Origin of the sequence: Mammaliicoccus sp. I-M35 (assembly GCF_022386455.1) — a bacterium.
GTDB lineage: Bacteria > Bacillota > Bacilli > Staphylococcales > Staphylococcaceae > Mammaliicoccus > Mammaliicoccus sciuri_A.
The window spans coordinates 1-13,590 of record NZ_JAJNIL010000006.1 but is presented as its reverse complement, the minus strand read 5'-3'; the positions used below and the strand labels follow the sequence as shown (position 1 = coordinate 13,590).

9 protein-coding genes are annotated in these 13,590 nt (G+C 31.4%); all 9 read right to left on the bottom strand.

Translation table 11 applies throughout. The annotated features are described in order from the left end of the window. Nucleotides 1–91: 91 nt before the first annotated feature. Nucleotides 92–1,513, bottom strand: coding sequence for an alpha-amylase family glycosyl hydrolase (locus tag LQ679_RS07855; RefSeq protein ID WP_239762373.1), 1,422 nt, complete (start codon nucleotides 1,511–1,513; stop codon nucleotides 92–94). 153 nt (nucleotides 1,514–1,666) lie between these two features. After that, nucleotides 1,667–2,011 carry a YisL family protein gene (locus LQ679_RS07850; protein WP_037588863.1) on the bottom strand — a complete coding sequence of 115 codons (345 nt, stop codon included), beginning with the start codon at nucleotides 2,009–2,011 and terminating at the stop codon, nucleotides 1,667–1,669. A gap of 206 nt (nucleotides 2,012–2,217) precedes the next feature. Beyond that, entirely contained in the window at nucleotides 2,218–3,123 is a 906-nt protein-coding gene (locus tag LQ679_RS07845) for a fumarylacetoacetate hydrolase family protein (RefSeq protein WP_037588862.1), read from the bottom strand. Between the two features lie 76 nt (nucleotides 3,124–3,199). Beyond that, the gene (locus LQ679_RS07840) at nucleotides 3,200–4,327 is read right to left on the bottom strand and encodes a DUF418 domain-containing protein (protein WP_126477199.1); all 1,128 of its coding nucleotides are present in this window, start codon (nucleotides 4,325–4,327) and stop codon (nucleotides 3,200–3,202) included. After that, nucleotides 4,327–7,965, bottom strand: a complete 3,639-nt coding sequence (gene addA, locus LQ679_RS07835) for a helicase-exonuclease AddAB subunit AddA (protein WP_239762372.1) — start codon at nucleotides 7,963–7,965, stop codon at nucleotides 4,327–4,329. The genes LQ679_RS07840 and addA overlap by 1 nt, the downstream gene beginning before the upstream one ends. After that, nucleotides 7,962–11,432 carry a helicase-exonuclease AddAB subunit AddB gene (gene addB / locus LQ679_RS07830; protein ID WP_239762371.1) on the bottom strand — a complete coding sequence of 1,157 codons (3,471 nt, stop codon included), beginning with the start codon at nucleotides 11,430–11,432 and terminating at the stop codon, nucleotides 7,962–7,964. The genes addA and addB overlap by 4 nt, the downstream gene beginning before the upstream one ends. 96 nt (nucleotides 11,433–11,528) lie before the next feature. Next, nucleotides 11,529–12,095 carry a signal peptidase I gene (gene lepB / locus LQ679_RS07825; RefSeq protein WP_119651065.1) on the bottom strand — a complete coding sequence of 189 codons (567 nt, stop codon included), beginning with the start codon at nucleotides 12,093–12,095 and terminating at the stop codon, nucleotides 11,529–11,531. Nucleotides 12,096–12,114: 19 nt separating this feature from the next. Continuing rightward, nucleotides 12,115–12,645, bottom strand: coding sequence for a signal peptidase I (gene lepB / locus LQ679_RS07820; RefSeq protein ID WP_103361877.1), 531 nt, complete (start codon nucleotides 12,643–12,645; stop codon nucleotides 12,115–12,117). Further along, nucleotides 12,642–13,256: a TVP38/TMEM64 family protein gene (locus LQ679_RS07815; protein WP_126477203.1), complete on the bottom strand. Its 615-nt coding sequence runs from the start codon at nucleotides 13,254–13,256 to the stop codon at nucleotides 12,642–12,644. Before LQ679_RS07815 ends, lepB (LQ679_RS07820) begins: the two co-directional genes overlap by 4 nt. Nucleotides 13,257–13,590 lie beyond the last annotated feature (334 nt).

The window sequence follows — 13,590 nt, the reverse complement described above, 5'->3', positions numbered from 1 at the left end:
GGTCGATAATTTTATTTATCGGTCCAGAAACACACCCCTACTACCTCTAACAATGAAAAAAGCCGGGACACGGATGTCCCAGCTTTACATATTATTGATTATTCTTTTGTCGTTTACTTCTTCTTGATACTAAGAAGATAAATAATCCAAATAATAGGATTACAAGTACTGCTGCAACTAAATAACTATTATTCAGTCCTCTTTCATTAATAATTGCGTATAGTTCACTTTCTTCTCTATCTGTAATTAAGTCATATCGATTATCTTTACCTTTAATATTATCTCCTAATATAAGGCCAGATAGCATTTTATTTTTTTCAATAACCTTATCATCTAATGTGACTTTTTTAGACTTACTGCTATCGTTAATATTCAAGATATAATCAATTGTATTTGTGTCAAAATAAAACAAGTTTGTGCCTTTATCATGCGGCAATACTTTAACTTTACCTTCATACAATTCTTGATATTGTTTAAAGGTATCAGCAATTTTTTCTAAATATTTTATTACTTCTTTATCCGTTCTAAAGTTCTGTAGCTGATTGATTGTTTCGATTTTCGAACCGTTTACAGCTATTTCTGTACCATAGTTCATCATAACTGGACCTTTATATCCCCACAAATATGTCATTAATTGTTTGATACGTGTTCCAGGGAATTTGTTCTCATCTGCAGCATGCTTTGTGAAACGTTCTGTAAACCAAGTGTCTGCAATGAGTACTTCACCTTTTTGGTTATAATCAGGAATTTCGGTATTTTCAGTTTTAAATGCATTTTGAATAGCGGTACGTGTACCATTTGTAGATAAATGTTTGAAGTTCTTAGCGTTTATGCCGTCTTTATTAATGATACCGTATGTATCCAATCCTTCTGGTAGAAACGCCTCAGCATCTATTCCATCTTGAACGATATTCATCGAAACACCATCGATATGATATTTATCTACAAAATTTTTAACTTTCGCTTTGTAAATACCTTGATTCTCACTATTCTTCAAATCTATGAATTGATTATTTTTAAAGTATGATTTTTGAATTTGGTTTAAATTACCATCTGTAGATTGCTTAAATTCATCTGTATATGTAACTGGCATATCAACGATGATTTTCATATCTTTTTGATGCACTTTATCAATTAATGATTTGAATGCTTTCTCTCCACCAAGCACTTTGTCGATATCATCATAGTTTTTCACTTTATATCCTAAAAAATCTTTCTGATCATGTGAAAAGACTGGTGAAATATGTATCGTATTAAATCCCATATCATGAATATAATCTAGCTTTGATTCAATCCCTTGGAAATCCCCTCCAAGTGGTAAATCATTCGATTGATTATTATTTTTAACCATCTTATTGTTGTCGTTATTTCCATTCATAAAACGATCAACCACTAAACTATAAATTCTAGGGTATTTAACATCCTCGTATTCTTTCTCTTTCGCAAAAACATAGCTACTAAAAAGTGGTGCGATTAATATAATCGATATGATTATCTTTGTCCATTTATTCATTTATTCAACCCTCTTTATTACCCAATTAATTCTATTATACTAAAACGTTTACTTAACTGATAGAACTACATGAAATTGTCATAAATAAATTCAATAAAAAAATCCATTCATGTCTTGTAATTACAAAATCATGAATGGATCTTAAAGTAGCTATTAACCAAAGTGTAATACGCCCATTGGTAAATAACTACCTAATAAAATCGTTAATACCATTACAACAATTGTTGCAATGAATAATCCTTGGCTGTTTTTATTCTTTTTCTTCTTAGCAATTGTCACTTCAATTAAACCAAGAACTGCAAGTCCAAGAATAAATTTAATACCATATAGCATACCGTTAATTCCCATAGCTTGCATGAAAATAACAAAACCAGAAATTAAAGTAAATACCATGAATAATCTTAAGACCATATGCACTGGTTTATTTGTAACTTTCATGTAGACAACGAAGAATAAGATAATCGTAACTAACCAGCTAAAAATATGGAAATGTATCATATTTAGTTCCCCCCAAATATTCATATTTCTTTTCCAATAGCATTATAACATAGGAACAATTAGAATAAGCCCATTTTTGCAAAAGCAAATATTAAAGTTAGCGCATAATTCACAATTTATTCAAATGTTCGTCCTACTAAAAAGAATACCCCCTATTCCAAGTTTCTAACACTCGGTTTAGAAGGTACTCTTATTTATCACTTTAATTATTTTTCACTAATGAATGTTGTTAATGTTCCGATACCATCAATTGTAACTTTAATTTCATCACCTGGTTGTAAAAATTGTGGTGGGTTCATACCTGCACCAACTCCAGCCGGTGTACCAGTAGCAATGATATCCCCTGGATGCAATGCTACATATTTAGAAATTTCAGCAATTAATTCGTCGATTTTTAAGATCATTTCATTTGTATTACCATCTTGACGAATTTCATTGTTCACTTTAGTGACAATATTAACGTCTTCAGGTAATGGTAACTCATCTTTAGTTACGATATATGGACCCATTGGGCATCCACCTGTTAATGATTTAGAAAGGAATGCTTGATCATGTTCCTTTTGAGCATTTCTATCTGTAATGTCATTGATGATTGTATAACCATATACATAATCTAAAGCTAATCCACGTGGGATTTTCTCTCCATGCTTACCGATTACAACGCCTAATTCACCTTCATAATCTAACTTGTCTGTTACATCTTTATGATTCGGAATTTCTGCGTTATCACCAGTTAAAGATGATGCTGCTTTAGTGAATACATATAATCTATTAACTTTATTATTTAATTCTTCAGCGTGTTTTTTGTAATTACGTCCGAAAGCAATTACATTATTTGTAGGTGTTACAGGTGGTAAAAACTCGATATCCTCAAAGCTATATTTGTAATCGTCTTTCTCAGCAGATTCTTCTACTTTAACGACTGCTTTACGAACTGCTTCTTGGAAATCAACATTTATATTTAATTGTAAACCTTCTAATAATGTCTTAGGATTAAAACCTTCTTCTCCAAAGTCTGCAAATACTTTGCGTAAATCCCAAACCGCTTCTTCGCGTTTTACTTTCACACCGTATGAAGTGATATCTTTATGTTTAAAAGTTAAAAATTTCATTCACTCTGTCAACTCCTTCTTATTCTTAATTTCGATTATACCGAATTTTTAGATAAATCGCATGCTTTTCAATCGATTATTTTAAATATGTTACTTTTCTCCATAATTTTTCCAATGGTCCTTGTTTAAATTTCATTAAATACAGATAACTCAAGATAAGTTGCACGCAATAAATAACAATACCTATGATATAAATGGTTAAGACAGGTAACTTACCATAGAAATTAAACCCAACACCATAGAATATGATAATACATATTACACTTTGCATAATATAAGTCGTTAAGCTTAGTTTTCCGATTGATTGTAATGGCGTTAAAATTTTTCGAGCTGTTTGATCTTCACATAAGATCACAAAGAACATAATATAGCTCAATGCAACAATTGGGCCACCAATCATCTGACTCATTAATTGTGATGTCACTGAACCTTCTAACACAATTTGAATCATTTTAATTGCTAAACCTAAAATTAATACAACAACCCCTATCACCATATATAGATTTTTATATTGTTTAATTTTGTTAAACCAATTAATTTGATGTGCATAAATACCGAATAGCATAATCGGTAAAATAGAAAATGGTCCTACTAGAATGGCGTTCGCAATATTCATACCAAAATATTTCAAATTAAAGCCAATAATCGATACATAATCAGCACTTGATAATATATTATTAACTCTTTCTAATTCTTGTAATCCTACGAAGCTTTCTATTTGCGTGACATCTTTTAATAAAATCATTGGCAGTAAATATAACAGTACAAATATGCCGATTCCTATTGATAGTGCAACTAATGTATATTGTGGTTTTAAGCGCACAAATATGATTGCAATTAAACCTAACAATGCATAAGTTGATAAAATATCACCATAAAAAATGAACACGCCATGAATGATACCTAGCAATAATAAAAATAATAATCTTCTTGTAATCATTGGATAATAGTTTAATCCCTTATCCAAACTATTTTGATACATGATAGATAAACCATAACCAAATAAAAATGCAAATATTGGATAAAATGAAGCGATTATAAATAATGAACTGATTTTAAACCATGCACCATCTTGATGTTGAAAAAACTCAAACGGATTGATGATTTGATATGGATATGCAAAGGTTAAAATATTCATAAGTAATATTCCTAGTAAACTAAACCCTCTTAATGCATCAATACTAAATATTCTTTGTTTTGCCATTAATGATTCTCCTTGATGTGTTTCGTTCCATATTGAAAGAAGTATAAATAACCTTCAACTGGTTTCTTCAATATTGTTTCTAAAGTATTTTGATAATAACGCATTTGAACGTCATATTTTTGTTTCATCGTTTCTGCTACTTCTTCTTTTGTTTTGCCTCTACGAACGATAAATGCATCTGTTTTATAATCTATAAATGATACTTTATCTCCTTCAATAAAAATACAATCTATCATCCCTTGAATAATGGGTTTATTATCTTTTTCAGAAACATCGAAAGATAAACCTTGATCGATATCATCTTGACCAACTACAAAAGGTACCTCTCTCATGACTTTGTCTGCATTGACTAACCTTTTATATAAATCAGAATGTGTAAATACTTCTATTAATGATAAATCTAAATCTTGCATAGCGTCATCAGGAAGTATTTCTTTATCCATCAACTCGTGTACAAGATTTTGTAAATCTTCAACAGATAAACCTCCTTGCTTTAAAGGAAGGTGTTGCATAACTGCATGCATCAAAGTACCAATTTCCGCACTTTGTCTTTTTTGTTTAGTCATAAACTTAGGTCTGTCATATGATTTAGTACCAAGCTGATATTGTCTCACAATTTGATAATCCGTACCCGCTTCTTCAGTTTCTCGCTGACGTTTAATTTCAGAAACAGATTGTTTTGCTGCAATATTTAACAGTTGTTCATCCGGATATTTGTACACCATCTGATTATAGATTTCATCCTTCTTCTCAGAAGGTTTATATTTCATAAGTGTATCTAACGTTGGTTTCTCGTATGAGATATCTTGTTCTTCATCTTGTTCTTCGTCACGTATGATATTGATATTAAAAGATTCACTTCGTTCAGACTTAAATGGCATTGAGTGTGATAAACCATTATCTTTCGATTTAGCTAGAACTGAAGAGATAAGATCAAATGGTGATTTCGCTTTCACTCTATATTCAGATTCAATTATTTCATCTTGATCTGCACTTACGAGACCAATTTTTTCGAGTGCTTTATCACCTTTAACACGACCAATAAGATATAATCCTTCTTTAGCTCTCGTTAATGCGACATAAATCAATCTCATTTCTTCAGAAATCATTTCTGTTTCATTGATATTTTTAAATATAATAGATGCTAATGTCGGGAATGAGACTTCTTTTTCAATATTGAAATATGTTAAAGCTAATCCATATCGATTATTTAAGATAACATGCTCTCTCAATTCAGTACGGTTAAATTCGCGTGTAATACCTGAATAAATAACAAACGGAAATTCCAGACCTTTACTACTATGAATCGTCATCATACGTACAACATCATCATTTGGCCCTATAACACTTTCTTGTCCGAAATCTTGTCCACGATCGATTAATTCATCGATAAATCTAATAAATTGGAAAATACCTCTTAAACTTGATGCTTCAAATTGTATAGCTTTATTTAATAAGCCGTATAAGTTCTGTCTTCTTTGAACACCACCAGTGAGGCCACTAAAGTAAGAAATTAAGTAATAGTCATTATACAATTTATCCAACAGTTGCCATACTGGAACAGACTTACTATATGCTTGATAGTCTTTCAATTGCGTTAAAAATTGATTAAGCTTTTCTACTAGCGCTGCATCCGCTTCTGGATTTGACATATATTTATGAATAGAATCTATATAGTAAATTTCTTGCGGCGCTTTATTTCTAATTTCAGCAAGTTCATCTTCTTTAAATTGAAAAGCTATCGAACGCATAACACCAACTAAATATTTATCTTGCAGCGGGTTATCTATTACTCGTAAAAATGAAAGCATCAATCTAATTTCATTTTGTTCGAAGTAGCCTTTTTTCGATTCTACATAAAACGGAATATTCGCTTCTTTAAATTGTTGTTGCATGTGCATCGCATTACTATAACTTCTCTCAAGAATCACAATATCTTTGAATGTTGCTGGTCGATAACTTTGCGTTTTTCGATCAAATACGCGTTTGTTATCTAATATATATTGCACTTTATCTACAATAGCCTTTGCTTCAATAAGATTATTATCTTCTACTTCAAATGAATCTTGGACGATAATATCCATTTCTAGTGGTGTATGTTGTGAATCATAATCTGCACCGTAATACAATTTAGCTTCATCGTTATATTCAATTTCACCAACAACTTCATCCATCATATGTGAAAAGATAAAATTCGTATTATCGAGTACTTCTTTTCTAGATCTAAAGTTCTTAGATAAATCGATCACTTCACCTGATGCTATTTCCGGATCATTAAATCGTTTATATTTTTCTATAAATAATTCTGGCTCAGCTTGTCTAAATTTATAGATGGATTGTTTCACATCACCAACCATAAATAAGTTACCATTATGCTCTTCTCCACGTTTAATACAACTGATGATAGCCTCTTGCACTCTATTAGTATCTTGATATTCATCTACTAAAATTTCATCAAAGTAATCTCGATATTGCAATGCAATTTCTGAAGGATTGCCATCATCATCTGTCAAAATTTCTAAAGCTAAATGTTCATAATCAGAGAAATCAATAATTCTTTTTTGTTGTTTAAGTGATTGGAAATATTGAATGACATCTTTAGTGATATCCGCAATCACTTTCACTCTTGGTCCCATATCTTTCATATCTTGAATTAAATCTTCTCTACTTCTGCTGAGATAACCTTCAGTCAGTTCTTTTAAGTGGTCAATATAAGCTGTATGATAGTCTTTACCAAGTACCAGTAATTGCTCTGACCCTTCATTTTCAGACTTAATCTTTGCACTATTTGTCGGTAATTTTTTTGCTGCCATATCTAAATGTATTTGATCAAGTGGTTTACTACCTTCAAATACGCGCTCTAACCAAATACGTTCACCTTCTAAATATTTCACATGTTTATCCACTTCATTCAAATGCTGGTAGCAATCTATTGACTGATACAAAGCATTTTTAGCACTATCTAATTTACGATAAATAAGTTGGTCAAACATTTTAAAATAAGCATGATTTTCATCAATTTGTTCATATGGTTGATCCAATTCATTTAACCACGCGAAAGGATCTGCATGTGCAATACTAAATCGATACAAACGGTTCAATAATGCTCTTAAAGGATCGTCAGAACGGTCATTTGATAAATGCTCAACGATTTCTAAAAATGTCTGTTCATTCTTTTCATAATAGCTTTCTAACACATCATCTATCGCTTGTTCTAATAAGACGATACTCTCAACTTCATTTGCAGTTCTAAAGTTTGGGTCAATATCAATTGTGTCATAATGTGATTTAATTAATGTTAAACAAAAGCTATGAAGTGTAGAAATTTGAGCTTGATGAATTTTAATTCTTTGTGATTTCAAATATTCATCTTCAGGATATTTAATGCTTTCTTTTTGAATCGCAGCATTGACCCTTGCTTTCATTTCTCTCGCACTTGCGTTAGTAAAGGTTACAACAAGCAGCCTATTGACGTCTTGTTTGTTACGCATAATTTTTTGAATTATACGTTCAACTAGTACAGCTGTCTTACCGCTTCCCGCTGCAGCTGCAACAAGGATATCTTTCCCTTCGCTATATATCGCTTTCCATTGATCATCCGTCCACTGTGCATCTATCGGCTTTTCTGGCAATGTCATTCTTCCGCCTCCTCTCTCAACATATCGATGATTTCATCTTTCGTTAATGTATGTTCGATTTCTCTATATTGCTCTGTATCAGTTATAGGGTCGATGTGACAAACTGATTTAAATTCACAAAATTGGCAAGGTAACCGCTTTTGATAGCGCATAGGCGAAACTTCTGTATGCCCATCCATAATTTGTGTAGCTGTTTCAACAAAGTTTTCTCTATTTTTATTCATTAATTTGAAAAATAGTTCTTCATCTAAAGCTTTACTATAACTATTCAATTCACCATTTTTCTTTTTCGTAACAGGGATCATGTCAGATTTTAATTGATCTATCAATTTATCATCAAGTGCATCGACTACTTCAGGATCTCTATTTACATAGCCATCCATTTTGAATTTTTCAATGGTTTGTTGATAAATATCATCTACTTCTGGAATTTCTCTCCAACTTGTTGCTTTAATTTCAGGTTCATGCACATGGAAATACAATAATGCACCAGGTGATACATTATCTTGTAGATTTAACAAAGCTTTATTTTGCAGTACGACATCTAAATACGTAAACATTTGCATTTGCATGCCATACATTACTTTAGTTAAATCTAAACTTGTCATAGATGACTTATAGTCAATAATGGACACATAATCTTTATCTTTACCTTTATATACGTCCAATCTATCAATTTGACCTCTTATATTTATTGGAATTTTTCGTTTCGTTGCTAAAGGTGTCGTTTTTAATTGATGTTTAGATGTTGCACCAAAGTTTAATTCAAATTGATAAGCTTTGAATTTTGAATGACTTGTTTGATACTTCATTGCTTCTAATGTAGATTTCAAAATGTTTTGGATGCGTAATTTTAAATATCTATAATGTGCAGTACGATGTAGTACATCGAATTGAATTTTAGGCAAGCTTTCATCGATAGCTTCGTTTATGAGTTTAGTCATGGCTTTTGCTGATAACTTACTAAAGTCTCCATTTACTTCATCTGAAATATATTTCAATGTTTGGTGGAATATATTACCGATATCGACGCTTTGAATTTGATATTTCGTACGTTCGTTTAATTTCAAACCGTGTGAAACGTAATGTTTAAATGGACATTGATTATACGTTTCAAACCTTGATACACTGGCGTTTATTTTCTGACCATATAATGATTCAGATACGTCTGTATTCAATTGGACTGTATCATTTTTATACGTTAAAGCCGATGTTAAAAATTGAACAGTATGGTCTAAATGATGAATATCTAATGAAGCATGATACGCATCCAACCATATATCATTAACAATTTCATCATTCATCCAATCATTTAAATGTTCAAATATATGCATTTGACTTTGATGTTCATGTTCTAATAGCTGGATAGGATTGTCCTCTATATTTGACTTCAGTGACTGAACTTCAAGATTTGTAAATAGCGATTGAATCGTATTGATAAATGGACTCTTTTCTCTAATTTCTCCGCCATCGGACATTAAACTATATGTGAATACAACTTCTTTCTTAGCGCGTGTCATTGCAATATAACATACAAACGCTTCATCCATCTGTAAAATATCACTCGTCGGGCTTAATTCTAAACCACTTGATGCTGCTAATTCCTTTTTCTCATCGTCTGTTAATAACAACATTTGATTAGATACTTTTGGTAATACACCGTCATTCATACCAAGCAAGAATACAATTTCTTTATTGTCCACTTTGGCTAAATCCATATTACCGACTGTAACTTCATCAAGTGTTTGCGGAATCATTGAGAATTCTAATTCATCCAATCCTCTATCCAATATTTCGATGTATTCATTTAAAGAAAGCTTTACATCGCCTAACACTTCTACGATGTCATCAAATATGCGAATTGTGCCTTCCCATACTTGGTCAATTTCTTCCGCTTCTTCAAACTGATGCTTTATTTCTAATTCATCGCGCATCGTCATTAAGTGCGTAGGTAAATCAAATTGTTCGATAACGCCATATAATCGACTCGTAAAGTCTTCTACTGTTTGACTATCAGCTAAAGCTTCGTTCAACTTTTCAATTCGATTCACAACATAATCTTTCAAGTCGATGACACTTTGCACTGTTTTTCGATCTTCTTCTATAAATGTATCTTCTTCTTTTCTTAATGATTTTTTACCGAGTTTTTCAAATGATTCAACTGTGAAAAATTCTGGATTCGTCCATCTCTTACCAGATATCCCTCTTTCAAATGCATAGTTTTCTAATATATCAATTAAATATGGCGCATTTGGGATATGGCTTGTTAAGATGCCTGTCTTCAACATGCGCATGACAGGCTCAAATTTCCATCCAGTTTGAATGACTTCTAACATAGACCTTAAACATTCAATGAACGGATGATATGCCATTTTCTTTTTCGCGTCATGATTATATGCAATATTAAAATGTGGTAATACCGTTTCAATCAACTGCTCATAACCTGGATCACGATAAAGTATCGCGATGTCTTTGTAAGATAGATGTTCTTCTCTCGAACGTCTTAATATCTCTCTCGCAACGTATTGAACTTCATCTCTCATATTGGATGTTTCTATAATTTTCAAATCTTCACTATCAATAGTATTCGGTAATAATGCATCAAATTGACTTTCCAAATGCTTTAATACTTTTTGGTTATTGAATCTTTCTGTTGTCTTAAAGTGCGTATAATTAATCTTAATTTGTAATGCATCCGCAATGTCTTCAACGTGATTGAGAGATTCCGATGTTTTTCTAAATAAGCTAAATGGATCTTTGTCTCCATCTGTCGTTAAACCAATCGTAACCGACTTACTATATTTAACTAAAGCTTCAATAACGCGATATTCGAGTGTTGAAAAGTTATGAAAACCGTCAATATAAATATCTGCTTGTTTGATGTAGTCTGAGTTTGGTATTTTCTCAATTAATTTATACAAGACATCTTCTGCCTGTACATAGCGACCATTTAATTGTTCTTCTAACGCTTTATATATTGTTTCGATATCACTAAGTTTATCTTTCATTCTTTTAGGAATGGCTTCGTTATGTTCAATATAATGTGATAAATCATCAGGACTTACATTATATTTCTTGAAGTCTTTAATCTCATTCATCATTTTATGACTAAACCCATAATGTTGAATGGTAGACTGATATAAATTTAATTGTTTTTTATGTGTATGTAATAAGTGATATGTAAGCATTTCTAACGCTTCATCTGAAATTTGTTGTTCAACAAGACCGCCTTCATCACTTAAAACCCTCCAACTTAACCTTTCAAATCCGAATACTGAAGTACGTATACTTCCTTTTAAATTAGGATTTTTAACAAATGCTTGTTCATATTGGAAGGTATTTTGAGTTGGTGTCAAAAATATAATTGGGTCTCCTAATGGATCTTTAATCATAGCTTCTGTCATTTGGTTAAGCATTTGATTCGTTTTCCCGGTCCCACTTCGTCCAATCCATACATTTAATTGCATTTATTTCTACCTCCCTTACGTTCTCTTATTCATTTATTTTAACATAAAAAGAACACCTCACTTAATTTCAAAGTAAGGTGTTACAGAACTTTTATATTAATTTGTAGATGGGTCAAAATTATAATGGAATTGATTAATTGGCCAGAATCTTAATGCAACTTCACCAACAATGACATCTTTATCAATCAAACCAAATGAACGGCCATCTTTACTCACTTCACGGTTATCTCCTAAGACTAAATATTCATCTTTAGGAATTTTATTAACTCCATTTGAATTCACTAAATCTTTGACTTCAAAGTTCTCTGTTAATAAATCACGAGACTTATTCGCTTTGTTTGCTTTCAAGTATTCTTCAGGTACTTTTTTACCATTTACATATAATTGGTCGTTTTCATATTTTACTGTGTCACCAGGTTTACCGATAACACGTTTTACATAATCATCATTTGCGTTTGCGTGGAATACAATAACATCTCCGTTATCAATATCCCCTACTTTATAACCAATTTTATTGACGATTACTTTTTCACTATTTTTTAAAGTTGGGTACATGGAATCACCAGAAACTGTATATGTTACAAATAAGAATTTTTGTATCAATAACACACATACAACTGCTACTGCAATCGCCACAACCCATTCAAATATCTCTTTTTTCAAAAATGCCACCTCATTATTATTATTTATCAAAATTCACATCTATTTGATTAAATGGATAATATCTTAAATTCACAGTACCAACGATATCATCTTCATGTACAAATCCAATTTCTCTTGAGTCTCTGCTATTGCTACGATTATCACCTAATACTAGATATTCACCGTTAGGAATAACATCACTTTTAGATCCTTGAATTGTTCTTGTACTGAAGTCATCAGTTTTTATATCATCATTTAAATAACGCTCATTTACATGAGTACCATTAATATACAGTTTGTTGTTTTTCATTTCAACTGTGTCGCCTGGTAACCCGATAACTCTTTTAATATAATCAGCATTTTTATTCGCATGAAATACGATAACATCACCGTTATTAATTTGTCCAAAATTTTTAACAAGTTTATTAACAATTACTCTATCATTATCATGAAAAGTTGGTTTCATTGAGTCTCCGTCTACAACATAACCGATGAATAAAAATGTTCTTACAGCAAATAATAATACTAACGCAATAATAATTGCAATTATCCATTCGAATATTTTTTTCATTTTTGACTCCTATTTTTTAAGCGTTTATCAAAATATTTTTCTAAGCCTTTTCCAACTAGCCAGAGTATAAATATAATCACGACTACTATTATACTCTTTTTAGGACTTGCAAAAAAGGAATTTATATCGGCACCGATGAAACTTAACGTAAATATCATAATGGCTTTTGATAAAATTAACGCAATTAAATAGACTTGTTTACTAATATTTGAAAACGCACTAACCATATTAACTAAAGCACCTGGTGTAAATGGAAAGCATAACAAAATAAACAGTGGTCCAAACCCATGTTCATCAATCCACTGAATAAATCTTACAACTCTAGGCTGTTCAATAATCCTTTTCATAAAAGGCTTTTTAGAAATTAATCTAAAGATTAAAAAGACAATATAACTTCCCGAAACAGTACCAGCCCATGTAATGATAAAACCTAGCAATAATCCATAAGCATTTACATTAGCAATAACAAAGAGAATAATCGGCAAAAACGGTAAGAATGCCTCAATAAAAGGTAATAAAAATGCTATGAATATCCCGAACGATCTAAACGTTTCAATTAATTCAGTAATATTCTCTTCACTGAACCAATTCATTAAATCTTGTATTAACATGTAACGCAACTTCCTTCTTAAATTTAGATTAATTATACCGATAAATGTGTAAATAGAAAAGTAAATTGACATCATACAAAAGTCGTATCTTTAGGAATGAGAAGGAATTTATAGGTTGGTAGGAGGTAATGATTGCTCAGTAGGAGGAATATAGTTTATGGAGATAAGGATCCTGTTTTCGGGTCGCTATTTTATTTTATCGGCCTGATAATCTCGTTTTCAGGTCGCTATTTTTATTTATCGGACTGAAAATCCTGTTTTCGGGTCGCTATTTTTATTTATCGGCCTGATAATCTCGTTTTCGGGTCGCTATTTTTATTTATCGGCCTGGAAA